18 protein-coding genes are annotated in these 25,605 nt (G+C 70.1%); 8 read left to right on the top strand and 10 right to left on the bottom strand.

Features of this window, described 5'->3' with window-relative positions:
• Positions 1-16: 16 nt before the first annotated feature.
• Positions 17-7,642 carry a LamG-like jellyroll fold domain-containing protein gene (locus tag ACH427_RS27975; RefSeq protein WP_398873786.1) on the bottom strand — a complete coding sequence of 2,542 codons (7,626 nt, stop codon included), beginning with the start codon at positions 7,640-7,642 and terminating at the stop codon, positions 17-19.
• Between the two features lie 357 nt (positions 7,643-7,999).
• On the opposite strand from ACH427_RS27975, the gene ACH427_RS27970 reads away from it, so the two are divergent.
• Positions 8,000-8,089 (top strand): cold-shock protein, encoded by a 90-nt coding sequence (locus tag ACH427_RS27970; RefSeq protein WP_398873860.1) that lies wholly within the window; start codon positions 8,000-8,002, stop codon positions 8,087-8,089.
• Between the two features lie 795 nt (positions 8,090-8,884).
• Here ACH427_RS27970 and ACH427_RS27965 read toward each other — a convergent pair.
• Complete coding sequence (locus ACH427_RS27965; RefSeq protein WP_398873784.1) at positions 8,885-9,418, bottom strand: hypothetical protein; 534 nt, start codon at positions 9,416-9,418, stop codon at positions 8,885-8,887.
• Between the two features lie 137 nt (positions 9,419-9,555).
• Positions 9,556-10,242: a helix-turn-helix domain-containing protein gene (locus ACH427_RS27960; protein ID WP_398873782.1), complete on the bottom strand. Its 687-nt coding sequence runs from the start codon at positions 10,240-10,242 to the stop codon at positions 9,556-9,558.
• Between the two features lie 1,533 nt (positions 10,243-11,775).
• On the opposite strand from ACH427_RS27960, the gene ACH427_RS27955 reads away from it, so the two are divergent.
• Positions 11,776-12,642, top strand: a complete 867-nt coding sequence (locus ACH427_RS27955; RefSeq protein WP_398873780.1) for a glycerophosphodiester phosphodiesterase family protein — start codon at positions 11,776-11,778, stop codon at positions 12,640-12,642.
• A 123-nt stretch (positions 12,643-12,765) separates the two neighbouring features.
• Here ACH427_RS27955 and ACH427_RS27950 read toward each other — a convergent pair whose 3' ends face one another.
• Positions 12,766-13,623: an SDR family NAD(P)-dependent oxidoreductase gene (locus ACH427_RS27950; protein WP_398873779.1), complete on the bottom strand. Its 858-nt coding sequence runs from the start codon at positions 13,621-13,623 to the stop codon at positions 12,766-12,768.
• An 84-nt stretch (positions 13,624-13,707) separates the two neighbouring features.
• On the opposite strand from ACH427_RS27950, the gene ACH427_RS27945 reads away from it, so the two are divergent.
• Complete coding sequence (locus ACH427_RS27945) at positions 13,708-14,157, top strand: MarR family winged helix-turn-helix transcriptional regulator (RefSeq protein ID WP_398873777.1); 450 nt, start codon at positions 13,708-13,710, stop codon at positions 14,155-14,157.
• A gap of 407 nt (positions 14,158-14,564) precedes the next feature.
• Positions 14,565-14,777, top strand: coding sequence for a M24 family metallopeptidase (locus tag ACH427_RS27940; RefSeq protein ID WP_398873775.1), 213 nt, complete (start codon positions 14,565-14,567; stop codon positions 14,775-14,777).
• Positions 14,778-14,797: 20 nt separating this feature from the next.
• On the opposite strand, the gene ACH427_RS27935 is transcribed toward ACH427_RS27940, so the two are convergent.
• The gene (locus ACH427_RS27935; RefSeq protein WP_398873773.1) at positions 14,798-15,349 is read right to left on the bottom strand and encodes a hypothetical protein; all 552 of its coding nucleotides are present in this window, start codon (positions 15,347-15,349) and stop codon (positions 14,798-14,800) included.
• A gap of 410 nt (positions 15,350-15,759) precedes the next feature.
• On the opposite strand from ACH427_RS27935, the gene ACH427_RS27930 reads away from it, so the two are divergent.
• Entirely contained in the window at positions 15,760-16,800 is a 1,041-nt protein-coding gene (locus ACH427_RS27930; RefSeq protein WP_398873771.1) for a helix-turn-helix domain-containing protein, read from the top strand.
• On the opposite strand, the gene ACH427_RS27925 is transcribed toward ACH427_RS27930, so the two are convergent.
• The 5 genes from ACH427_RS27925 to ACH427_RS27905 form a co-directional block, all read right to left on the bottom strand.
• Positions 16,797-17,723, bottom strand: a complete 927-nt coding sequence (locus tag ACH427_RS27925) for a DUF4232 domain-containing protein (RefSeq protein WP_398873769.1) — start codon at positions 17,721-17,723, stop codon at positions 16,797-16,799. The genes ACH427_RS27930 and ACH427_RS27925 overlap by 4 nt on opposite strands.
• Positions 17,724-18,480: 757 nt before the next feature.
• The gene (locus ACH427_RS27920) at positions 18,481-19,185 is read right to left on the bottom strand and encodes a YoaK family protein (RefSeq protein WP_398873767.1); all 705 of its coding nucleotides are present in this window, start codon (positions 19,183-19,185) and stop codon (positions 18,481-18,483) included.
• Between the two features lie 10 nt (positions 19,186-19,195).
• Positions 19,196-19,594 (bottom strand): hypothetical protein, encoded by a 399-nt coding sequence (locus ACH427_RS27915; protein ID WP_398873765.1) that lies wholly within the window; start codon positions 19,592-19,594, stop codon positions 19,196-19,198.
• 926 nt (positions 19,595-20,520) lie between these two features.
• Positions 20,521-20,961, bottom strand: a complete 441-nt coding sequence (locus tag ACH427_RS27910) for a DUF2690 domain-containing protein (RefSeq protein ID WP_398873763.1) — start codon at positions 20,959-20,961, stop codon at positions 20,521-20,523.
• Between the two features lie 35 nt (positions 20,962-20,996).
• Positions 20,997-23,420, bottom strand: coding sequence for a DUF4832 domain-containing protein (locus ACH427_RS27905; protein WP_398873761.1), 2,424 nt, complete (start codon positions 23,418-23,420; stop codon positions 20,997-20,999).
• A 157-nt stretch (positions 23,421-23,577) separates the two neighbouring features.
• On the opposite strand from ACH427_RS27905, the gene ACH427_RS27900 reads away from it, so the two are divergent.
• The 3 genes from ACH427_RS27900 (at position 23,578) to ACH427_RS27890 (ending at position 25,603) form a co-directional block, all read left to right on the top strand.
• Entirely contained in the window at positions 23,578-24,480 is a 903-nt protein-coding gene (locus tag ACH427_RS27900; RefSeq protein ID WP_398873759.1) for a hypothetical protein, read from the top strand.
• Between the two features lie 421 nt (positions 24,481-24,901).
• Positions 24,902-25,105, top strand: coding sequence for a hypothetical protein (locus ACH427_RS27895; protein ID WP_398873757.1), 204 nt, complete (start codon positions 24,902-24,904; stop codon positions 25,103-25,105).
• A 315-nt stretch (positions 25,106-25,420) separates the two neighbouring features.
• Complete coding sequence (locus ACH427_RS27890) at positions 25,421-25,603, top strand: hypothetical protein (RefSeq protein ID WP_398873755.1); 183 nt, start codon at positions 25,421-25,423, stop codon at positions 25,601-25,603.
• Positions 25,604-25,605 lie beyond the last annotated feature (2 nt).

Raw genomic sequence — 25,605 nt, 5'->3', positions numbered from 1 at the left:
GCGGCCACCTGCGGCATCAGCTCTCGACGCCGTAGTACTGCGCGAGGAAGCCGGTCACCTCCTCCGCGTGCGGGCTCAGCTCCGGCAGGTGCGCCGCGAGAGCGCCGCGCACGGCCTGGGCGAGCTCGGCCCGTCCGGTGGCCGCGCCCTTGACGTACGGGTCGAGGCGCCGGACGAGCTCGTAGTTGCTCTCCAGGTCGAGCTGACGCATCGTCCGCTCCAGCGGGGCGGCGCCGTCGGCCGCGACGGGCGGCAGCAGCCGGCTGACGAAGGTGACGCGGTGCATCACGCGCCAGCACGGCGGCTTGCGGTCCGACTGGCGGGCCTGGCGCAGCGCGGCCGCGTTCGGGTCGGTGCCGTTCTCCAGCCAGGACGGGTCGACGACCTTGTGGAAGAAGGTGTCGAAGTGCTCGGTGTCCTCGCCGAGGTAGAAGCTGAGGAACCGGTACGCGTCCACCTTGCCGGGCGCGTTGACGGGCTTGCCGTCGGCGTCGAAGACCGGCTTGCGCTGGGAGTCGTACTGCTGGACGTTGCCCGACGGCGAGCAGGTGACGTTCAGTCCGAAGGAGCGCGTCGCCTCCTTGCCCCGCGCCCGGGTGACGGACATGCCGCCGCCGACCGACGCGTCGAGCTGTGCGTTGATCCCGATGCCCATCACGTCGAACGACGTGCCCACGGAGGCGCCCATGGAGCCGGACAGAGAGTACGAGCCGGACGTGGTCTCGCTGACGGCGTCGGTCGTCTCCGTTGTCTCGGCGAAGAAGCCGCCGTCCGCCGTCCAGACGTAGGTGTTGACCAGGTCGCGGCGGGAGAAGCCCTCGCCGGTGGAGCTGCCCGCGGTCTCCCGCCCCGCGCCGGGCGAGGTGTCGCCGCCGATCGCGCCGCCCAGGACCCGTCCCGCCCGCTCGGCCGTCGGGTCGGGAGCGTGGGTCTCGGTGGAGACCGACTCGTAGTAGCCGCGCAGCCGCTGCTGCTCGCGCTGGATGCGCCGCTTGATCGCGTACGCCTCGCGCGGCTTGTAGTAGCTGTACTCGCCGTGGCCGCGGGCGGCGGCGTAGTCGGGGTCGGTGACCTTGCCGCGCTCGTCGTAGCCGACCGTGCCGTCGAGCGTGCCCTGCTTGGTGTAGCGGGGGTTGAGGGGGAACGGGACGACGTTCCAGTCCTTGGGGATGTCCGGGTTGGCCTGGATGCGGTAGGCGACGAGGGCGCCGCTGTGCGCGAGCCGCAGCGCGAAGACGTCCGCGGTCTGGGACTGGACCAGCGCGAAGCCGGTGTTGACGGGGACGTAGCGGCGGCCCAGGGAGGGGTTGAGGGGCTTGAGCGGGTCCTCCCAGCTGCCGGAGAGGTCGACCTTCATCGCCCGGGAGGTGTTCTCGCCCTGCGAGACGGACGTCTCCTCGGCCCAGCTGTTGGAGAACTCCAGGCTGCCCCGGACGCCCGCCGACACCTTCGCCTTCACCATCGACTTGGCGACGCCGAAGCCGAGCGGCGCGGTGATCATCCACATGTCGACGTCGACCTCGTTCGACAGCGCGAAGCCGAACGCGGCGTCGACGCTGCGCTCCTTGGCCGACGACAGCGAGTGGACGACCTCCTCGGCCTGGGTGAACTCCACCGACGCGATGCCGTCGTAGGTCGCGCGGTCGGGGTCGACGGTGTTGGGCGTGAGGTTCTCCGAGGGCACCGGCGGGGCACCCTCCACGTAGCCGATCAGCTGCGGGTCGAACTGCACCTGGCTGACCCACTCGCTGACCAGGTCACCGACCTTGTAGCCGGTGACCAGGTACCAGCGGCCGTCCCGCAGGTAGCCGTACGCCCGTTTCAGGACGCCGAACGCCTCGCCCTTGGCGGTGTACTGCATGTCCGCGTACTCGGCGACGGCCGGCGAACCGGTGACCGTCTCGTGGAAGGGGGTACGCATCGCGGCGAGCGCCGAGCGGACCTGCGCGGTATCGGTGGAGACCGGCGCCGTGGAGAGCACGGCCGCGGGGCGGAAGGCGCCGTCACGCAGCGTCAGATGGTTGCCGCGCAGCCCCTCGTCCCGCACGAGAGCGGCCGCCTCGTCGGTGGAGTCCCGGTCGAACGGCCAGTAGGCGATCAGATCCGCTTTCTCGCCCCCGAGCCGGCTGAAGAGGTTGTCGAGAACCTGCTCCTGGGTACGGGCGGTGCGCCAGATCCGCACGTCCTCCAGGACGCCGTGGAAGACCTGGTCCGGCCGGCCGTCCTCCTTCGTCCGGGCGCCCAGGGAGAACTGGGTGTCGCCGTAGTCGGCGAAGTCCGCCGACTCCAGCGGGTCGCAGGCCACCGAGACGCCGTTGCGGTAGAGCCGGAAGGCGCTGCCGCGCGGGTCGGGGTTGCGGGTCCAGCGGGCACCGCGCAGCCGCAGGACGTGCGAGCCGGTGGCGTCGGCGGCGGTGTTGCCCGCGTTCTCCTCGAACCGCCAGTGCGCGGTCAGGCCCCGGTCACGCGCCGAGACGGGCGCGCCGAGCTGGGCGGCGTCCCGCGCCGCACCCCACAGCCGGACCTCGGCGATCACACCGGTGAAGCCGTATGTCTCCATTCCCTCCCGGACCCGGCCGATGTCGAGCGTGCCGGTGTTGCCCTTGGGGCCCGGGCCCGCGTAGCGGGCGGTACCGGCCTCGCGGCCGTCGATGTGGAAGCGGATGTCCTGCCACTCCTGGACGGCGACGGACTCCACCAGCTCCACGGTCTGCTTGACGGGCTTGCCGTCCGCGCCGACGGCGGTGATCTCCTTGTCGCCCTTGCTCTCCTGCATCGACCGGCCGCCCTTGCGAACGACACCGATCCGGTGGAACGTTCCAGCGGTCAGGGCCTCGGTGGAGGTGAGGCGTACGAGCCGCCCGCCCGGCTCCTCGAAGGCGAACTCCAGCTTGCCGTCGGGCAGCACGAGCAGCCGGTAGGGGACGCTGCCGCCGGAGCCGTCGGCGGCACGGCCCTTGGACAGCAGGCCCTGAGTGCTGCCGAGGGCGTCGACGCGGCAGAAGACCTCGATCGTGAGGTCGTCGGGGATGTCGAGGGCGTCGTTGTCGGGGGCGTCGAGGTAGCCGCCGTCGGTGAGCGCGACGGCCCAGGACTGCTCGTAGGCGGCCGCGACGTGCGTCCACTCGTGCAGGGGGAAGGAGTCGCGGGTGGCCACGAGCCGCTCGCCGACCCCGGCGACGACACGGTACGCCGCCTCCGCCGTCCGGTCGAGCGCGGCGGGCGCGGCCGCGGTGGTGACGCCACCGCGCAGATAGACGTGCCGGCCCTGGCCCGACCGGTCCAGGACACCGGGCTTGCCGCCGACCCGGGCGGCCGGGTCGGCGTACGGCCAGTAGCCCATGAGCCCCGGCTCCTTGCCGGACAGCCGGCGGTTCTTCAGCCCCCGCACCTCGGCGGCACTGCGGGCGGCACCCCACAGGCGGACCTCGTCCATCTCCACCGCGGCGTAGTCGGCGACCCACCCGGCGAAGTGGCTGCCGAAACTGAAGAGACCCTCCCCGTCGTAGGTGCCCGACGCGACCCGCCTGGCCTCCTCGGCGCCGTCCCGGTAGATGACCTGCTCCCGGGTGGCCGCGTCGAAGACACAGGACCAGTGGTGCCAGTCGGTGTCCACATAGCCGTAGTTGGTGCTGAGGTCGTCACCGTAGAACGCGAACGTGAAGGAGCCGGTGTCACGGAACCCGATGTGCAGGGCCCTGCGCGTACTGCCCTGCGCCGCCCCGTGGCCGACGACGTAGTGCGAGCGGTGCGCCTGCCAGCCCACCTTCCGCCGCGCCCAGAACTCCACCGTGAAGCTCCGGCCGGCGAGGCTGAAGCCGGCCTCCGTCATGGCCACGCCGCTCTTGCCGTCGAAGTCCAGGGCGGGCACGTCGGCGGCGGCCGGGGCGAACACTCCCAGCGTGTACGGGGCTTCGCCGGTGCCGGCGTGGACGATCCTGGCCGCGCCGGACACCTGCTCGGGATTGATCCATGCCTCCAGGGTCAGGTCGCGGGTCACCGCGGCCCGCTCCAGCTGCTCCTTTGGCAGGGAGAGGATGTTCTGCTGTCCGTCGAAGGAGTAGGCCCGACCCGGCTTGTCCGCGCGCCAGCGGCAGCCGTGCCCGGCGACCAGGCCGGACACCTCGCCGAGCGGGACCTCCTGTGCCGTACCCGGGTCGGCGAGCACCAGCCGCGAGCCTGCGGACAGCGGGACCCCGGGGTGGCTGGAGCCGGCCCGGCGGTGGTCGTAGCGCAGCCGCTGGACCGCCTCACCGGGCCGGGGCTCGGGCCCGCCCTCGCCGTCACCCAGCCGGAGCGAGGTGGCCCCCGGCGCGTGACCGGCCTCCGTGAGGTAGAGATGGCCGCCGACCGTGACGGGCGTACGGGCCGGCAGCGTGACCGTGAGGGCCTCGGCGAGCCGGAGGACGCCCCCGACGACATCGCCGGCCTTGCCCCCGGACAGCAGCCGCGCGGTGGCGTCGAACGACTTCACCGCGCCCAGTGTGACGGGTTCCTCCGGTGCCCCGTTGACGATCGCGGCGAAGTCGGCGGCGCGGCGCGGCAGCTCCGTCCAGGTCTCGCTCTCCTCGCCCCGCTCGATACTCACGTCACACAGGCCGGGCCCGTCGCCTTCGGTGACCCGGACCCGTACCGCACCCAGGTCGGTGCCGGAGTCGCGGGCGGTGAAGGTGAGCCCCGTGCCGTCGCCCGCAGCCGCCCGCCGGGAGGAGCGCACGACGGAGGTGTCGTAGTAGGCGGCGAAGAACTGCCCGTTGGAACCGCGGAAGTAGAGCACGACGTTACCGGTCGCGCTGTCCAGCAGGTACGGCCGGTCGGCCGAGCGGGCGAAGGCCAGGAGGGCGCCCGAGCAGCTCAGACCGGTGCGGTCGAGGAAGAGCTGCGGCATGGGCAGCGCGATGTCGTCCGCACCCTTGAGACCGCCGGTGAGGCGGGCGAGCTCGTCGCGCTTGGCCTTCAGCTCGGCCTGGTGGGCCTCGATCTCCCGCTGCCGCCGCTCCAGCAGCTCACGCTGGGGGCGGAGCTCGGCGAGCTGGGCGTCGAGGGACTCGACGCGCCTGCCCGCATCGCGGATGTCGGAGTGCCCGAACTCGTGGAGTGCGACCCGCTCGAGGACGATCAGCCCTTCGCCGGACTCGGTGACCGTGGCGGTGTCGTACTGGACGACGCGGTCGCCGAGCCGGTCGGGGGCACAGACCGCCTTGCCGCTGTGCCGGTTGACGACGGTGCTGTAGCCGTCGCTCCGCTCAGTGATATGGAAGTGGGTGTTCCAGGCCCTGGCGTTCCGCGGCCACACGATCAGGGGCGCGTCGTCGTCCCGGCGCTCACCGGCGACGTTCATGTCCTTGCCGGTGTGCGGATTGTGCAGGTGGTAGGGCGTGGGCCCGCTCCAGGACTCCCCCGGGGGAATCAGGACGGCCCACAGCGCCGACTTCGCCTCCTTGTCGGAGGTCCTGATCAACGGTTGTTCGCTCCCGGCACCGTCGTCCTTCACGGCCAGGTACTGCGGCTTGCCGTCCCGGGTGTTCTTGAAGCGGAGTCGGCACGTCCAGCCGGCGATGTCCTGCCACCGGCCGTAGAAGCCCTCGCGGAGGCGCTCCAGCTCCGGTATGTCGGCGGTCTTGCGGGTGAGGTCGGCGACCTCGGCCTCCTTGGCCGTGATCTCCCCGACCAGCTCCCGGATCCGGCCGTCCAGCTCGCTGATCGCCTCGACGTCCGCGCTGACCTCCGGCGCGGCGAGCACCGGCAGCGCCAGCTCGTCCGGGATCTGGGCGAGCCGCCCGTCGCGCCCCACGCCGAAGTCGACCGTCGCCAGGTACGACTCCCCGGTGACCGCGCCGGACTTCGGGTCGGGGCCGGAGGTCGCGTACGAGAGCAGCACCCGGGCCTGCCTCTTGGCGGGTTTCGGGTCCCGGTCATAGCCCGTGCTGGTCTCCTCCTGCTGGTGGTAGAGAACGGCGGAGAGCCCGGAGACGGCCGTGCGGCCGGCCACCGCGAAGCTGTCCCGCCGGACACCGGGGTGGTCACCCACAGGAGCCTCGGAGGTCACCCACTTCGGGCCGCCGACCAGTTCACCGTGGCGGGCGTGGTCGGTCTGGTCGTGCAGACGGGCGCCGGCGCCCTCGTCGAAGCGGTAGTAGGCGACGAGGCCGGGGTCGTTGCCGATGAGGCGGACACCCCTGTCGCGCTCGATCTCATCGGCGCTTCGGGCGCGGTCCCAGATCCGTACCTCGTCGAGCTCGGCGCGGACGCCCTGGTGGAGGGCACGGCCCAGCAGCAGGGCCCCGGCGCCGGTGTAGTCGCCGCCGGTGGTGCGGCTGCCGGCCTCCTCGCCGTCGCGGTAGACGGTCTGCCGACGGGTCTTGTGGTCGTAGACACAGGCCCAGTGATGCCAGACGGTGTCCGCGACGGGGCTGTCGCTGTTGAGGTCGTCGGCGTAGAAGGCGAAGGTGAAGCGGTCGTCCTCGCGGAAGCCGATGTGCAGGGACCTCAGGGGGGCGCCGTCCTCGTCGCCGTGACCGACGAGGAACTCCTGGCGGCCCGTCGCGGTGCGCCGCGCCCAGAACTCGACGGTGAAGTCGCGGCCGGCGAGCTCCGGCCCCTCGGCGACGCGCACGTGGGCATCGCCCTCGCCGAAGGCCAGTGCGGTCTCCGCGTGCCCCTCCGTGCTCACCACGGGTATCAGCGGCTGTCCGGTGAACGGGCAGGTACCGGGCCCGCTCTCGTACACCGCGTCGCGGTACGCGGGCTCGGGGCTCGTCCACGCCTGGGTGCCCTGCAGGTTGAACAGCCCGTCGCGGCCCTGCTCGACGTTGAAGGAGTCGACGCGGCCCGTGGCGTCGTTGTGCGCGAACACCTGCCAGCGCTGGCGCCCATGCACGGCGGTGGGGACGAGCAGGGCGGTGAAGCGCCCGCCGGAGAGGTTCCGTACGAACGACAGCTCCTGGGTCGGCTCGCGGAACGGGCGGCCTTCCATGTCCGTCGTGCCCAGGCTGTCCTTGGCCGAATCCGGCCGGTTCTTGTGCCGGCTGCGCCGGTAGCGGGCCTCCAGTACGGGCTTCAGCTCCCCGCCGACGAGCAGGAACCGGTCGCACAGGAGGGTGTCGCTGACCAGCGGCACCTTGGCACCCGCACCGTCCTTGACGTAGTCCGCACGCTCCGGGTCCCCGGAGGAGGCCCCGCCGGTGAGCTTGTGGACCGCGTCGGGATGAGCGGCCCCCACGGACTGGCGCAGCACCACGATGTGGGTGCCGTCGGACAGCGCGTGGAAGGGGGCGAGGGCGGTGAGCCGGGCGGTGGTGGACAAGAACGGGTCGGTCTCGTCCTCTTCCAGCCGCTCGTGGGGCGCGGCCTCGACCCGGCCGCCGCGCTTGACGACCGGCAGCGCGGTGGCGCCGGCGGCCGCGAAGCCCAGGTCCGTGATCTCGGACGGGAAGGGCAGCGGAAGGGGGTTCTCCGACCAGTAGGCCGCGTCGAGCTCCCCCTTGGCCTCGTCGTGCCGCGCCAGATCGAGGACGGTGTAGACGAGCCGCCGCTGGTCGTCCATGGCCAGGGCGACCGTGGTCCCCTGGTGCCGCACGGTGGTGGTGTGCACGTAGGAACGGTCGCTGTAGACCTTTAGCAGATGCTGCTCGCCGGACAAGGCATGTCCTCCAAGGGGTGCGGCCGGGTAACGGCCGGGGAAACCGGGGAAAGTACCGGGGGGAAGCCCCGCTGACCTGCGCCGCTCCCCGTCTGCGAGCGCAGCGGATCACACGATTTACCGACGCGAATCCCGCGTCAAGGAACGCTTTCCGCCAACCGTTCCGGAAAAGGACCCAGGAGAGCCGTTTCGGCGCCTCCACGGCGGAGAAGGCACCGCCCCCGCCCTTCCCCAGATGTCCCGGCCACGGATGTGCCGGCTACTGATGTGACGTCAGCCGAGGTTCAGCGTCCGCGCAACCAGGGCCGGTGGGGCCGGCGTCGCGTAGTCCGGATCGAGCCCTGATTCCAGAATGGAATCAGGACCTTGGACGAGAACGCCAAGGTCAGCTTCGAGATCACTCAGAGGCCGAGAGGTCCACAGGCGGTCAACGACAACGTGAACTGAGCAGCCGGGCACAGGCAAGTCCCTCCCTGGCGACACCCTGCTTGGACCAGCGGTGAGCGACGGCCACGGCCGGCCCGCGAGGAGGGCCGTGGTGTCTCCCGAACCGACCGGTACTCATTCAGCGTCGCGATGGTCCCTTCCGCGCCTTCCGAACCCGGCGAGAACGCCTCGCGGAGTCACCGGCATAGGCACCGAGGTCACGAGCCTGCTCGCGCCCAGCTCCCCGGCGATGGTGCGTGCCATCCAGCTCACCTGGGACGGGGGCCCAGCCGGTCCCGCTGGAGTGCGGCCGGTTCGGGGCCCGGACCCGGGACGTGGTGAGGGCCTCGTCGACGTAGCGTCAGCCGGACGATGCCGCCCTCCCCGCCGCCGGGGCCAAGGTCTCCAGCAGCGGACCATGCCCGCAGCTCCCCGCGCACCCGTCCGCGCCACGGCCGACGCGGAGAGTCGGCCCTCGTGCTGGAACATCCTGGCCGGCTGCCGCCCGTCGGTGAGTTCGGCGCCGGTCTCCAGCCGGGCACAGGCACTCCGGCCGCGCCAGCACCCGTTCGGCAGGCAGTGCCGCGAACGTGCCGACGGTAGGGACACTGAGGCGCTCAAGCACCTCGGACAGCCGGGGCCGGCTCAGGATCCCCACCGGGTACGGGGCGAGGAAACGGGCACTGCCCCCGGGTGCGACGACCTGCCCGGTGCGGGCGGCGAGCGCCGCCGCGAACACAGTGTCCGCGATCCCTGAGAAACGTCACTGTGCCTTCCGCTGTGGTCAGCTGAGGAAGGCACAGTGTTGTGGGGGTGTTATGCGGTGACTTCGGTGCTGGCGGCGATGGGCGGGGTGCCGTTGACGGTGCAGTTCACGGTGATGCCCATGGCGGTGAAGCTCATGTTGCCGGGGGTGAAGGTGGTGGTGCCTGGGGTGTCGAGTTGGGCGGCGGCCGTGCCACCGGTCAGTGCGATGGGTTTGCCGGCGGTGATGGGGGCGGGGTTGGTCATACCCGTGATGGCTGTGGTGCCGGAAGAGGCGCCGCCGAGTGTGAGGGAGCTGGTACCGGTCACCTGGTTGGCCGGCAGGCTCAGAGGCGCGGTCATGCTGGTGGCCAGGGTCATGTGCAGAGGGGCGGTCTCGCCCCGGGGGATGCTGGCGGGCGCGTCGACGGTGACCTGGGCGATCAGGGCGATGGGGCTGCCGAAGCCGGTGCAGGTGTAGTCCACGGACACGGCCTCCGTGCTGCGGGCTGTTGCGGTCGGAAGGCTGATCCCGACGGCTGCGGTGGCTGCCGCGCAGACGATCAGGGCCGAGCGGGCGAGTGTTCGTGCTGAACCGGTTCTCATGTGCGTACTCCCTTCCGAGCTGAACGCGAAATGGGTGCGGCCGACTGCTCACCACTGTTTCTCTCCGCGTCAGTTGGTGTCTTGCAAGAATCCGACGCGCGTGTTCCATGTGCGGCGAGGGGGCGGCCGGGGGAGTCCTATGGGGCTGGTGGCGGTACGGGAGTACCAGGCTCGCCGCAGGGGAGGGAGGAGAGTTGACGTGGGGTCAGGCCCGTCAGGGCTTTGCAGTCGTTGGTGAAGTGAGCCTGGTCGCAGTAGCCGCTGCGGTACGCCGCCTCTGCTACCGGCCGGCCGAGGCGCAAGAGGTGCAGGGCGTGGTGCAGGCGTGCTGCGCGGGCCACTGCCTTGGGGGTGAGGCCGATCTGTTCGCGGAAGCGTCGCTGCAGTTGGCGCTCGCTCCATCCGACGTTGCGTGCCAGCCGGGCGATGGGGATCTGTCCGGCGCATGTGTGCAGGTCGTGCCATGCGCTGAGTACTTCCGGGGCGGGGCGGGGGCCACGCTCGTGACGCGCGAGCAGGAGGCGGTTGGCTGCCGCGAAGCGAGCGGGCCAGTCCGCGGCCCTGCGCAGGGCCGCCATTTCCCGGTACTCACCGGGGCTGAGCAGGTCGGACAGCTCGACGACTGATCCGGCGATCTCCGGCAGAGGAAGACCGAGCAAGGTGTAGGCGGTCAGCGGGTCGAGCAGCGCGGTCACCGCGTAGGCGCTGCCCCTGTGCTGCCCGAGTGCCGCTCGGATCGTCAGGCCGGCCGTCGGTACCTGGAAGGGGTGCTGTCCGGCCGAACGCACCGGGCCGCCCGCCGGATTCGCTGGGACGAGGCCCAAGAAGGGGAGAACCGGGCCGACAGTTCCGGCACGCAATTCCATGCCACCACTACCGGGGGCGGCACGTGCCCGCAGCCCCCGGTAGTGGTGGATGCCCGCGCGGAGAGGGGGTGGTGGCAGCGCCCACACGGTCGACTCGGCATCTCTCGCGCTTTCGGAAGCACGGGACAGCGACATGCCGGAAGTGTCGGGAGGGGCACAGGAGATGTCCACAGACATGAGGGCTCGATGCACTCCGAAGGCGCGACGAGGCCGAGTGCGTGTGCCAGAGGGTTCCGGGTGAACCGTTTCGGATTGATCGAGCTTTCTTTTGGCCGGATCGAGTCCGTCAGACGAAGCAATACCCGAAGGTGCTCACCGAGCGGGCCGTGCGGCTGGTCCTGGATATCGTGATCCGTACAGGACTGACCGGCTGGTGTCATTCGAGGAGTTTCACGCGCTGGTCGGACTGCCGGAGATCAGGGTCCGTGAAGCCGCCTACGCCACTGCCGCCGCGAGCGGCGGACGGCCAGGGACTTCCGCCGGCACCGACCAATCCGCTGCCTCTCATTTTTGTCCAAACAGCCGGGTGCGGCACCCTGGTCCTGGCGGCCCATGGCCTCGGCGCCGGCAAACCGCCCGCACCGGCTACTGGCGCCGCACCCAGTGGATCCCGCTCACTTACGACCAGGGCGTCCACGACCGCGAACTGCCTGCGGCTCGATGGCGTGGCGTATGAGAGGCCGGGTGAGCGAGAAGGGGGAAGGCGCTGGGCGGCTGCCCCGGGCGGAGGCCGACGATCACGGCAGGCTGAGGAGTTCGTCGGCGGCACGGGTCAGGCGGACCGCATGCCACTGGCGGAATTCGGGGCCCTCGCCCGGGTAGGCGTCCGCCGGCCCGCCGACCTGTGCCGCCAGCACTCGCACCCGTCCGTGCGCGAGTCGGGGGGAGGCGCGGCAGGATCTGTGCGCAGGCGTCCGCCCGGTCGGCCAGGTACGGCTGTGGTGCCGGAAGAGGCGCCGCCGAGTGTGAGGGAGCTGGTTCCGGTCGGCCGGCAGGCTCAGGGCCCTGGTAGTGCCGGTGGCCAGGGCCACATGTGCACAAGCGGCCCCGCGGGGGATGCCAGCGGACGCACTGACGTTACCTGGGCGGTCAGCGCGATGGGGCTAACGAATCCGGTGTAGAGGGAGTCGCGATCCGGTCCGCGGTCCTCCACAACCGTGCACAGAACAGCTTCATCACCTTCGTCCACGCGGTCCGGCCCGCATGGGGTGTCATGGCCGGATGCGGCCTGGCCGTCCTCCTGCTGATCACGAGCAAACGGGCGGAAGGCTCCGCGCGCGGCCGCAGGCGCAGCGGCTGCTCCGCCCTCGACGCCCCTCACGGGAGACCTTCGCGACGAACGACAGCCGCTGGCTCCGGCGGGGCACCGACCGGTGGACGCCGGTAGGCCCGACCGATCGACTGATCGACGGATGAAATCGCAGGCTCCAGCCGAGCACGATGGCTCCAGGGGCCGTTTTTGTGTCCGAGACGGGAGGGAGGCGCGGGAACATGAATCACCGGCCATGGATCATCGCGCATCGCGGCGGTGGTGCCGACTTCCCGGAGAACACGCTCCTGGCCCTCAAGGGGGCAGTGGAGCATCGGGCCGACATGGTGTGGCTGAGCGTCCAGGTGAGCTGCGACGGTGTGCCGGTGCTCTACCGGCCCGCCGATCTCGCGGCCCTCACGGAGGGCTCGGGGAAGGTGGCCGATACGCCGTTCCGGACGCTGGCCGCCTTGAACGCGGGATTCTCCTTTCGGGACCCGGCGGGCGAGCACCCCTACCGCGGCGTGCCGATCCCCCTGCCCAGCCTCGAAGCGGCACTGGCAGCAGTTCCCCGGGCCATGCCGGTGATCCTGGACATGAAGACCGCTGACCCCGGCGCCACCACCGACGTGCTCACGGCCTTGGACGGGTTGGAGGAACGCGGGCTGCCGGTATGGGAGCGCTGCCGCTTCTACTGCACGGAGAGGGCCCCTCTCACTGCCGTCGCCGCCCACCCCCGTGCACGGGCCTTCGAGGCCCGTGACCGTACCCGGGACCGGCTCGCGGCCTGCCGCCTCACGGGGGAGTGCCCGTCACCACCCCGCAGCGGGAGCTGGGTGGGATTCGAGCTGCACCGTGACATCGAACTCCGGGAAACCTGCACGCTGGGCGAAGGAGTCAGCACAGTCGAGGGAGCGACCATGTGGGACGAGAGAACCTGTGCCTGCGTCCGCCGGCACCACAGAGTCACCGTCGTCTTCTTCGGTATCAACACCCCGGCGGACTACCTGGCCGCTCAGCGCCTGGGAGCCGATGCGGTTCTCTCCGACTCTCCCCGCCAGATGGAACGCCTCACACGCCAGGGAAACAGACCGGAGGCTTTCCGATAGAGAAGCCAAGGTCGGGATCCGGCCCTGGGCCCAGGCCGGGCCTGTCAGATGGCCCTGTTACGGCAATTGGCCGTGTATCGAAAGTACTCCTCGGTTGGCTCGCATGAGCGTGCGGGGGCCGAGTTATCGGACCCAGGTGTCGGTGAGCGACTGGACCGCGGAGCCGTCCAGGTCGGTGAGCTTGGTACCGGCGAATTCACGGGCCCAGTCGGAGGTCTGCACCCGGAACACGGGCTTCTCCGTCGTCAGCGCGTCGAGGATCGGCGCGGCCGCCGCGTCAGCGGTCTGCGCCGCCCCGAAGGACTTCATCGTGCGGTCGATGTACGCCTGAAGGGCAGGGGCGTAGGGGCCGGCAGCGTTCAGCAGTGCGGGGAGGTCCGGGGCCGCGTTGGCGACGAACTCGCTGGCCACCGCGCCCGGTTCGACCACAGTGACGTCGACACCGACCGTGGCGGCGACGGGGGCCAGCGACTCCATGAAGCCCTCCACGGCGAACTTGGCTGCGCAGTATGCCTCGTTGAAGGGCTGACCGACGACACCGCCGACGCTGGTGACCGTGATCAGCCGGCCTCGTGAGGCACGCAGATGGGGCAGCGTGGCGCGGGTGACTTCGACGACCCCGAAGAAGTTGACCTCCATGGTGGCGCGGACTTCGTCGATCCCGCTGGTCTCGATGGTGCCGACCCGGCCGGCGCCGGCGTTGTTGACGACCGCGTCCAGCCGTCCGTACCGGTCGACGGCCGCCGCCACGCAGGACGCGACGGACGCGGGGTCGACCACATCCAGGTGCAGGACCTCGACGCGGTCGGCAACCCCGGCCTCGACGGCGGCGCGGCGCAGCGGCCCGGCCTTTGCGGTGTCGCGCATGGTGGCGACGACTCGCATGCCTGCCTGGGCCGCGGCCACGGCGGTGGCCAGGCCGATCCCGGACGAGGTGCCGGTGATCAGAACGGTCTTCATGGCATCGTCCTGGGTGTTCATGGCGCTCCGCATCGATGGAATTTGCGTGTGTGTACACACAGTATGTCTATGTGTGTACACACACAAGTAGATAGTCTGAGCGGCATGGCGCGAACCGACATCACCCTGGGCGACCTCAGTCACCGAGACCACGCCTTCTACGGCCTCATCTGGGCCGGCACCACACTGGCGGGCCGGGTCGACGCGGCACTGTCCCGTGCGCACGATCTGCCGCTCTCCTGGTTCGAGGTCATGCTCTGGCTGAACGCGCAGAACGAACCCGTCGCAGCGTCCGACCTGGGGGCCAAGACCCTGCTGAGCCGGAGCCAGGTCTCACGGGTCATCGACTCTCTCCAGGCCCGGGGGCTGGTCGCCCGCGTCCCCTCCCTTGCTGACGCCCGCTCGGTTCGGATCGCCCTCACCCCCGAGGGGCGGGCGGCCTTCGCCGCAGCCGACGCCACCCGCCGGGAGGCCCTGCGCGAGGTCTTCGACGACCGACTGGACGAAGCGGACATCGAAGCCCTGGAGAGAGTCTGGTCCAAGCTCAAGGAATGAACTGCCGAGGACGACTTCGTCTGCGTCTTCCGCGGCAGCGAACTGGCTGAGGCGTGGGAACGCGGATCCGTCCGCATGACGGCCGTGGGTCACAGCCACTCGGTGACGGCTGCGATTAGGACGGTCGCCTCGTGGCGGACTGCGAGTTTGAGAGAGCCCGTCTCGTCGATGCCAGAACACCGTCGTCCTCGCCGAGCCGCTCGGCGACGTATGCCTGCACGTCGTCGCGGACCTCGTCAGCGTCCCACCGGGCCCGGCTGAGGAGGTTCTGGAGCCCATGCGGTGTGCTGTGGCCCGCATGTTCAGCGCGGGGCGCATCTGCGTTTTCGGCCGTGAGACCGGTGAGCTCGCGTATTCCACCTTCGTGCGGCCCTCGGCCTACATCGACGGCGTGCTGGGGGGAGGGCATGGTGCTCACGGTCGAACCGGGGGTGTACTTCCAGCCAGACGACACCACCTGCCGCGGGACTGCGGGACTGCGGGGCATCGGGGTGCGGATCGAGGGCGACCTCGTCGTCACCGCGGACGGCGTTCCGGCTGCTGTCCGGTGCGCTGTCGTGCACGCCGGGTGCGATCGAGGGGTGGATGGACGCCGGTTGACTGATGGTGCGGCCGGGTGATGGCCCGGCCGCACCGGTACCTATCGCTTCGCCAGGCCGAAGCTGCCTGTGTTGTGCACCCACAGGGTCGCTGTGGGGTCCACATAGGGGGCCGAGTCCCGGTTGCTGTCGTGCTGGCACCGCAGGCTGACGGTCGTGGGGCTCGTGGCGGAGACGGCGCCGTGGACGGCGACCGTGGCCGCGTAGACGCCCGTGCCGGCGCTGCCCGCGCCAGCAGGGTTTCCTACGACGGTGGCGGCCCCGCCGAGGGCGGTCTCACCCGCGTACAGCGTGCAGCGGCTGTAGTCGCTCGAACCCCAGTACACCAGCGTCGCGTTGCCGGCCAGCACATACGAACCGGCGTCCACCGTCACGGACGCCAGCGTCGTGGCTACCCCGCCACTGGTACTGAGCGTCACCGCAGACGAGGTCTGTCTCACAATGTCCTGCGCGGTCGTGAGGTGCGGCTGGGCCATGACGGACTTACCGTCCGCGCCCCTCTGGCCTGCCGACGCCGACGAGGCCGTCAGGAGGCTGCCCGCCACGAGGCCGCCCGCACCCAACACTGCCATCAGACGGGGGGTTTTCTTCATGGTCCTGTTCCCTTCGCTCGGATCCGGTGTGTGCCGTGCCACAGAATGCTGAGCGGATCGGAGGCCGGACAGGGAGAATCCAGCCGATCGGCGCCCAGTGCAGGCGCCCCGCTCCCTGGTGCCACAAGGGAACTGACCGGAGTTCTCCTGCCCCGGATGCCACTTCCAAGGGCTTTGGCGGCACGTCACTGGGCGGGGGGTTCGGCAGAGTCGGGACTGCTCACCCTGCTCTGCACACCTGAGTGAGGCGTCTTTCATCCTGTCCCGGGAGGGTGGGCGCTCACTGACAAATAAGGTCACGGGATTCCGCGTTCACGTCCCGGTTTGTCAGACTAGTGCTCGATTCCGCCTGGCAGGGTAGTTGTAGGGGTGTGGGGGTGTCGGTTCGGGCTGCTCGGGGGCGAGTTGCAGTGCCGAAGCTGGTGTCGGCCTGTCCTGCCGGGGACGTGGCGGAGGAGGTGAAGGTTCGCAGGCTGGCCGGTGCCCGGCATGCGTCGGCGGACTGGATCCTGCGGGCCAGGACCATCGTGCTGAGCCGGGAAGGCGACCGTGTTCCGGTGATAGCGTCCCGGCTCGGGTGTCATCACAAGACGGTGCGCAAGTGGCTGCACCGGTTCAGCGCCCAGGGCCTGGACGGGCTCGGTGACCGTCCCGGCTGTGGGCGCAAGCGGCGGATAACCGAGGCCGCACGGTCGCGGATCGTCGCGCTGGTCGGCTGCGACCTGCCGGGTCGGCTGGTGCGGGAGCCCTGGGGCGACCTGGCCGCCGAGGACGAATCGGCTCCGGGGGAGTGGGCCCTGGATACCCTCGCCGAGGCGGCCCGGTGCCCGGGCATCGACATCCAGCGCTCCCAGGTCCGCAGAATTTTCCTGGCCGAGGGCGTGTGCTGGCGCTGTACCCGGTCCTGGATCACCAGCCGTCTGCCCAGAAGGACGAGGATCGTCGGCCTGTATACGAACCCGTCACCCGATGCCAGGGTGATCTGCGCGGGCGGGCTCGGCCCGGTGATCCCGCGCACGTTCCCGCCGGTCCCGGGCTGGTCGCCCGACGGCCACCGCATCAAGGCCGGACTCGACTATGCCCGCGGACCGGAGAAAACCTGGATCCACGGCGCCCTGCGGACTGCCGACGGGAACGAGATCACGATGGCCGTCTCCTCCCGCAACAGCAAGGCCACCCGTGAGTGGTCGGAGGGCCCCCGAGGATCTCCCACGCCCTCATCCCCGGCGGTGTGTGCCGGCGGAACCTCCAGGAGGGCTGGTGGCGCCTCTTCCGCAAAGCGGCCCGGGCAGGACAGTCCTTCGCCGACCCCGACGAGACCGACCACGCCACCAGAATCGCAACCGCCCAGCTCAACGCCCGTGCTAAACCCTGAATCTGGGGCCGCCCCGCGCCACCAACACGCACACTCCGACGCCGTTTTGAGTACCGCCTTTGAGGAATCGGGCTAGTGCTCAGCCTTCGCCCACGGTTTGATGCCGAGCCTTCCGGTGGTTCCCAGGTCGAGGTGCAGAGGTATCGTGACCGGGTCGGTGCCTGCCTTCGCCCGGACCCGCACGTAGGGCACATTCACTGGTGTGCCGGACTCGGTGGTGTTGCGCCACACCAGGGCCGCGGCCGCCGACTCGCCGGGGCTGAGCGTGACGGGGCGGGGCTGCTGATCGGGCCCGGCGCCCGCGGTGATCTCGTCGCTGCCTTGGAGAGTCTTGATGCCGTGGATGGTTTTGAAGTCGCTGTCCAGGAGTTCCAGCAGCGGGTAGCCCTCCACGGTGTAGCTGCGCGTGCCGCAGTTGTCGAGATGCAGGCCCACGACGCGCGGTCCCATAGCCGCATCCCCGTTGTCGGCGCTGACGCGGATCCCGGAGGTGGGGCACGTGCCGGGCTCGGTCGGCGCCTCGCCCGCAGGGACCTTGGACACTTTGAAGACCTTGGCCTGGGTCACCCGCGGCGCAGAGGACGGCAGTTGTCCGGCCCGGACCGTACTCCTCACGGTTTTCCCTGGGCGGACGTCGCGCACGGTTGCGGTCTGGTTGGCCATCGCTTCCCCATCACTGCTCATGAAGGTGACGATGACCGAGTAGGTCAAGGTCTCGGTGCCCTCGTTGGTGACCTCGAAGGAGGCAACGATCCCCGAGTCCGTGGCGAGGCTGTCCGCGGAGACGGAAGTGCTGCGGGTGGGTGCGGGGGAGGCGGACGGGAGGGTCAGTGAGGTGATCCGTACGCCGTCCTTGCCTGGATCGTCGACCTGCGTACGGGACGGCGGCACCGACGCGGGGGCGCCAGAGGTCCCGGCACCCGTGCGCTCCGAGCCGCAGGCCGTGAGCAAGAGGGCGGTCGCGCCGACAGCCGACAAGAGGGAAGCAGCTCTTCGCATACGGTCATCTCACCAGGGAGTGGACCCTACTCATGTGATGGAGGCCATAATTCCGGTGACGGGCAGGTCACAAGCGCAGCTTGTCCATCGCCGCGGAGGGGGCCACCGCGAAGAACTCGGAGGCCGCGGAGCCGTCGTCGCCTTCAACCGATCGCAGGCCAAGCGCGAGTGACGGCCGTCCGGCAAAGAGCCCGGGGCGATGCCGGGAGCACCGCCGTAACGGCACCCCCGGCAGGGGAATCCAGGTGGCCGGACCAAGGGTCACCGGGCACCACACGATGGGTGAGTGCCAGGTCCATTTGTTCCCAGGCCGGCGCCAATCCACAAGCCTCGCTCTTGCCCTGCCCCCGGAGCGCGCTGAGCCGCGGCTTTCACCAGGGCTTTTTCACAGGTCTGAGAGACCCTTGGCACGTCGCCCCCAGTCATCCAGCATGGCCGGAGCGCCACGTCGGTGACGGCAATCACTGGCCGGTTCCAGGGAGTTGGCGCTCATCGTCCGGACCACTGGAAGAAGCCGCGTGGAGCATCAGGACAAGCTGAAGCTGACGGGGCACCGGCTCCGTCCGGCTGCTCTTCTGGTCACCGCAGCCGTCACCATCGAAGGTGCTCTGACATTCCTTCACCTCGATGGCGCTGCCCGTCCCCGAGTACGGGCCGTACCACAGATCCGTACTGAGCCCGGGCGAACACCAGACCGGTGCCGATGGTGGTCGCAGCAGTGACCGATTGAACGTCCACCCACGGCATTGGGACGGCATCAGCGGGCGGCTCGTGGCCCCGCGGGGTGAACCCGGACGGCCCCGGTGATGGCAGCGACCGTGCACAGCACCGCCAGCAGGGACCACCGCAGCCCAAGACGCACCATGAGAGCGCCACCGATCGTGGCACCAAGGGCCAGGGCGACGACGGTGCCGAGTCTGCGGGCCGCGTGTTCGTTGTCGCCTCCCAGCAGGCTGGAGTCGTGCACGAGGGCGATCAGGGCGCCGGTGAGCCCGACGGTGACCGGAAGGTCCGGCACTCCGAGTCTGCGGACGGTGGCACTGCGCGCCCCCATGGCCAGGCTCAGCACCACGATCACGGTGTACTGCGTGGCGGCCGAGGTGGGCGGGGCGAGGCATGACAGTCCCAGCGCGGCGGCCAGCAGGAGGACTTCGACGGCCATGGCGTGGAAGAACCAATGGCGTCGCGCGCGCTGGGCGGCGAGCCGCTCGGCGTGGCCCGCCATGACGATCCCCAGTGCGAAGCCGGCGATGGCCAGGGCCGGGCCGGGACCGGAGAAGCCCGCGGCACCGCCGAACGCGAGGCCGAGGACGATGAAATTGCCGGTCATCATCGCGATGAAGACCTTCCCCAGGCCCAGGAAGCTGATGGCGTCGATCATTCCGGTCGCCATGGTCAGCCCCAGGACCGCCGCGGGCATGGGGTCGTCGGCGAGCGCCGGTCTGCGCTTGGGCCGGTCCATGGGCGCGATCCTACGGTGTCCGGGCCCCGTGCCCGGAAGCCGCCGCCGGGCGGCCGGGTGATCTATGGGCGACGTCCGCCTCGTCGCGAACCGACGCGCCGTCTCTGGTGGCCGCACCTGCCCCCGGGTGTGGGGGATGCGCCAGGCTGTGGATGCGGGCCGCGTCCTCGTAGGGCAGGTCCAGCGTGCGGGCCAGCCACTCCGCGGAGAATCCCTCGCAGCCGAGGACCCATGCCGCGTGCACGCGCCCGTCGTACCGCGCGCCGGGAGGAGGCGTCGCCAAGGAGGATTCGGGGTCCTCCAGCAGGTATTCGGCCGGGGTGCCGCCGAGGGTAGCCGTGGCCTTGGCGCAGTGCGCGCACATCTCGGCGAGGCGCCATACGCGGCCCGCGCAGGTGTGGATGATCACGTGGTGGACAGCCCGCCCCTGGTATCCAGGGATGAACCAGACGTGCCACGAGCAGTTCTCCTTGCCGCAGCGGCATTCGGTCGCCGGTGGCACCGGTCCGGCCGCGTGTCCGTGGGATGTGAAATGGCCCGCTGCGGCCGCGGGTGAGGGCAGCGGGATCCGTCCGGACCGGCATCCGGGCTCGGAGCACCGGAGCGTCATGGGCCCGGGCCGCGGATACCGGTCCGAGGTGATCCGCACGGTCCGGAGCCGGGGCCGGTGTGCTGTCCGGTGTGCTTCACCACGTCCGCCTCCCAGGAGCCGGAACCGCGCTTCGCGCACGGACATCCGCCCCAGGATGCGATCCCGGGGCGTACCGGCGGCATCCCCCGCCAAGGGGATTGCCCGGCCAGTCGGCCGGTCCACCGATCGGTGGAGCCAACAGCGCCCGGATTCCTTTCGTCCAGTCGGCCGGCTGCGGCAGCAGGTCCTCCAAGGCAACGACACCCAGCCGTGCCGGGCGAGGAAGACTTCGGGATCCGGCTGTTGTCCTTGTTCGTGCCGGAGGCCGACGGGGCGGTCGAGACCGGCGAACCCCGCCCGCCATCCCGGGGCACGGCGGACCGCGTCCACAAGACGGTCCTCGCCGGGGCACAGCGGGGGCGCCAAAGAGGGGAACGGTGCCGTTCAGTTCGGGGACCGGACGGCCGAGGAGGGTGACCGCGGTCAGCGGCGAGACGGGTACATCGACGACACGTCGCCTGCCCCTGGTGCTCCCCGCGACCACACGGATGCGCAGGCCAAGTGCCAGGGACGAGGTGCCACTGCCCACGTGTTCCACTCCTCCCGGCGACGAGCAACCCGGAGACCGCCTCACCGAGACGCCCCGCTCACCTCGACGATGCCCGCGCCGCCGGGCATGGCCCGGCGGCGCGGCTCGCGTGCGTTCACGCCTTGGGGGTACAGGCCCCGTTGTCGAAGCAGGCCCACGACTTGGGGTATCCGTTGACCATGTCGGTCCAGGCCGAATCGCTGCCGAGCGCCCGGAAACTCTGCTTGTCTCCGTTGTCGTTGTAAACGGTGAAGTTCCAGCCCAACTTGCCGGGGTGGATACGCGCCCAATTGGCGTGGCATGACGGGCTGTACCGCAGTTCGAGGGTGACGTTCTGGTCCTGCTTCGTTGCCACCGTTCTCGCGTCGTTGCCGCACCCGGTCTGCCCCGGGTCCTTGCCGTTGCAGCTGACGCCGTCACACACCGCGCCGGGCTTGGCTGTCGCGGGGGGCGCGGATACCGTGACGGTGGCCGCGAGGGACAGGCAGGCCACCGCGATCGTGCCCAGGACGCGCGGGGCGGACATGCGACCGAATACCGGTCGGAGGATGGTCATGGCTCTTCCTTTCCTGGTGTGTTCGGGGTGTGAGGTCACGTGCCCACGGTCACCTGACCGAGGCAGTAGGTGCCGTCGTCACCGCGTCCGGCGTTCGCCAGTGCCAGTGGCTGGTACGTACCGCCGGGATCGGTGATCTTCAGGCAGAGTTGATAGGTGCCGTGCGCGATCGTGTCCGGGAGGGTGAAGTTCTCGGTGAGGATGCGCTGTTCCCCGCCGGTGGGCTGGTCGGCGAATGGTGTGCTCAGGTCCAGCCGGGAGATGTCTTCCCAGGCGACGGTGGTGCCGGAGCGGAGCTGGATCCGGGTCTGCCAGGGGAGATAGGCAGGTGCGGTGTTGGCGTTGGCCCAGACGCCGGTGACCGGGAATGCGGCTCCCGGGGTCAGCGTGCCGGGCAGGGTGAGCTGGCTGAGCCGGAACCGGTAGCCGGAGCTGAGGTAGCCGCGCAGCATGTTCCGCTGGTCCTGGTCGCCGTAGCTGCTGAAGTCGTTGAGGTTGCCGTCACCGTCGCCGGCGAAGGTCGCGTGATAGCGGGCGATGTCCTGCGCGCCGAGGGCGAAGTCGGGGTTGCTGCAGTACTCGAAGTACAACGGTGCGGTCTTCCAGCGGTCGTGTGCGAGCCGGTCGTTGTCCAGTACGTCACGGTCGCCGCCGAGGGACGGGCGGCCGAGGCAGTCCACGCGTACGCCGGTGGGCAGGAGCCGGGTGGCGTTCAGCGCGTAGTCGAGCGAGTCCTGATGGTTGCTCAGCATCAGAAAGCGCTTGTGGGGAAATGCCTGGTACTGCAAGTCGATGAGTTTCCGCCGGTTCTGCTGGGTCATCGCCGCCATTCCGCTGCCGCCCCAGCAGTCGCCGGACTCGTTCCATTCGCCCCAGCAGCCGTACAGGCTCATGTCCAGGATGCCGACCCGCGGGTCGGTGTCGTAGCGCTGCCCGAGGTAGGACATCAGGGCCTGGGCGCGGTCGAGGTACTCCGGGGCGTTGAAGTCGGGAATATAGGCGCCGTTGCCTCCGTCGTTCCCGGCGATGTCCTGTTTGAGATACCGCGGCAGGCAGCCGGTGTCACCGGTGTTGACCGGCATGATCCGCCAGCCGTAGGTGTAGCCACGGGAGCGGGCGTCCGCCAGCGCCTGGTCGATGGCCCCGGTGTCGTACTGCCCGCGCTCCTTTTCGATCTTCGACCAGCAGAATCGTGCGTAGCTGTCGGTCAACGGCCAGTTGGGCGGAGGCTGTTCGCCGCCGTAGTACTGGGCACCGCGCTGCGGGGCCGCGGTCTCCTGGCCGTCCGGGAGCGGTACCGGGGTGAATGTCGTGCTGTCACGCGGTGGCACGGGGGTACCGCCCGTATCGGCAACCGACAGCAATGCGTTGACGGCGATACCCATGGCCTCGGTGGTGACCCAGTTCTCCGGTCCGTTGGGGGTTGCGCGGATCGACCAGTCGGGGGCCTGCTCATAGACGATGCCGTGGCCGTGGGTGTAGTAGATGGGCCCGGTCACCAGGTCCAGCATCGTCCGGGTGAGACCGGCGTCGCCGGCCACCTGCGCGGCCAGCAGCATCTCCGCCTGCCGTCCGCCCTCCTTCTTGCCTTTGTCCAGTCTCGGCGGGGTGCCCTGGCGGAAGTCCAGCGACTTGAAATAGCCGCGGTGCTGACTGTCCCAGAGCGCTTGCGCACCGGTGAGCAGGTCTCGCGCCTTGTCCGCCATACCCGCCCATGCCAGGGCTTCGATCTCCTGCCCCACCTCGCCGAGTTTGACCTGCTGCTGGCTCAGGATCACGTGGTACTGGCCGTTGTAGTAGGTCCGGTAGGCCGCCTCCAGCCGGCTGCGCCCCTGCTGGACCAGGGTGTCGTCACCGGTCGAGGTGCCCAGGTGGATCATCGCGGCGGCCTGTTCCACGGCCCAGTCGCCGCGGTCCGGTTTGGGCTGCTCGCCCAGCCACTTGCGCACGGTGGAACGCGCGGTCGCGGCGAAGAACGGATCGGTGCTCAGCGCGGCCAGTCGGCTGAACTCGAAGTACGCCCATCCCCGGTCGTCATGCCCGTTGGCGAAGTCGCTCTTCACGATCTCCGTGTACCGGGTGATGGCGTGGTCGAACTGCGTGTCCTCGGGGGCCAGCTTCTTGTAGTGCAGCAGGTTGTGCAGGAACCGCAGGTCGGTCAGACGGTCGTGCCGAGCGCACGGCGTGGCGTCCGGGGTGCCGTTGCTGCCGAAGTTCACCTCCAGGGGATCCGTGCCGTAACGCCAGTTGATATAGAGGCCGTTGGCCTTTCCAGGGCAGTTGTTGTCGCCGTTATCGCGCATGTTCCGCAGCAGGTCCACGGCCATCGCTCTCGCCTCGTTCGCCGCCTTCGCCGGTCTTTCCAGGGCGTGGGTGGCGTACGGCGCCACTGGAGACAGCAGCACGAGAGCGAACAGCAGGCAGGGCAGAACCCGACGGACGTGATGGGCCGGCGTCATACGGATCTCCTTCCGAAGGCGGGTCTGTCGAGTACGGGTTGACCGTACGGACCGGCCCGGAGACGAGCGCCCTCTTGCCGCGCTCGCGTTGTTCACCAATGATGTTCGGCGCTGTCAGCTGCCCGAACACCAATGCGGCGCCACGGCTGGGGGGATCATGGGACGGGTACAGCGGTTGCCGGACCCCGAGGCGGGACCGGTCGAGCGGTTCGCCTACGAGCTGCAGAAGCGGCGGGAGGAGGCAGGGGGCCCGGATTACCGGTCCATGTCCCGGCGGGCGGCCTGCGCACCGAGCACGCTGTCCACGGCGGCGGCCGGCAAGAGGTTGCCGACCCTGGAGACCACTCTGGCCTACGTACGGGCCTGCGGCGCGGACGAGGCGGAACAGGCCGAGTGGGCCAGACGCTGGAAGACGGCCTCCCGGGCAGCACGGCCCGACTCCACGGCCTCCGCTCCTGCCCCTCCCCAACCGGCGTCGGACAGCGAGCCCTTGACGATCGCCTCGGAGCGCCACCAGGGGCGCGTCCGAGGCACCGTCCTGGCCATCGCCCTCATCGCGACCGCAACCCTGGCAGGCGCCGCCATCGCCCTCCACGTCGGCACCAGCGCGAAATCCCCGTCCGCCGAAGTCTCGACGCCGTCCGGCAAGCCGGTGGACAGCCCGGCCGAAACGATCCGCCGCCACAGCCCGCTGACCATGCGCCCGGGTCAGAGCGCCGATCTCGACCCCACCGCATGGCCCCTCCACCGCGCCCCCGGCACGGAGGCGGACGACATCGAGTTCACCCTCGCCGACCAGCGGCTGACCGGTAGTCACGACTCCGTCCTCGCCTGGTTCCCCGAAGGAAGCGCGGCCAGTCGTCGCACCTGCGCGATCCAGCAGGAATACGGCATCAGCGTCCCGACCGCCGATCTGCGCACCGGCTTGCGCCTGTGCGTCCTGACCGACCGGCGCCACCTCGCCCTGCTCCAGGTCACCGAGGTCCGCCTCGATGCCGACGGCACGCCGGAGAGGATCACCTTCGACGCCACCGTCTGGGAACGGCCGCACCAGTCATGAGCCGGACCACCATGATCCAGGTCATGCCGTGCGTCTCCTCCCGACATGGGCAGCAACGCCATCCCGGTCGCCGGCGTCGCCAACAGCTCCACCAGCAACACGCTCGTCAACGAGTGACCGGCCCCGGTATCAGCAGCCGAGGGCACCGCAGGTGACACACCGCCCCTGCACCGGCCGCGCGTCCCCTGCCGGCAGCCGACAGGGGACGCGCGGCCGGTTGCGTCATGCCTCCAGGCACGCCGCGAGCACCGCGTCGGCCAGGCACTCGCAGTAGTGGCCGTCGTCCTGGACGAGGACCGTACGGATCCGGTCGAGCCCTGCGTCCAGCATGGCCTCCGGGCCTTCCAGCAGAGCGTCGGTCGGACGCCGTCCGCATCTGCGGGGGAGTCGCCCTCGTCGGCCGTCAAGGGGTAGTGAGCGGATGGAGAGCGGCGACGACACCGAGCAGCTTGGTGAGGACTATCTCGGGCCGGAGCTGTGCGACCTGTGCGGGCCGCGATCAGCAACGACAGCGAACGGGCGGAACTACTTTGGACGCATCAATGCGCAGGCAGAAGAAAACCCGCTGAACTGCATGGCAGTGGTCCGGACGACGGCCGATGCTCGTGACGGCTTCACTTGGTGATCTGGGACGAGGGCGGAGCCGTAGCCGATACGTCGACGTTGCGCTGAATGCATCATGATGAGAGCGGCTGATCTGCCGGGTGCGGTGCTAAGGCCCCTCACGAGCTGCCCACTTCACTCCTTTGGGTGACAATCAGGTTCTCCAGCCCAGATGGGGGAATTGAAGTTGACACGGTTATCCGACCATCGGAAGCTCCCTGCTCTGCAAAGTGATCTTGATGCTCTATGCAATGGCAAGGAGCTTTGTCCCGCTACCGGATGCTCCATCAGCCGATCCGGTCGCGACCGGAGGGGCTCATTCAAAGGAGTTGATCCCATGGCTACGGATCGCACTGCGCCGGTCGAGGCCGCTCTGGCCGCCGACGTCGAGGAACTGCTGGAACCCGTCGAGCCGGCCGCCGTCTTCCGCGATACCCGTGAGTGTCTAGGCAGTGGGCTGCTCAGCCCGCTGCTGTTGCTCTCGTCGCCGGCTCCCCGGCCCAAGACCAACCCTCGTTAAGG

It is taken from the genome of Streptomyces sp. NPDC020379, from assembly GCF_044387105.1.
Lineage (GTDB): Bacteria > Actinomycetota > Actinomycetes > Streptomycetales > Streptomycetaceae > Streptomyces.
This window is presented reverse-complemented; position numbering and strand designations above follow the sequence as displayed.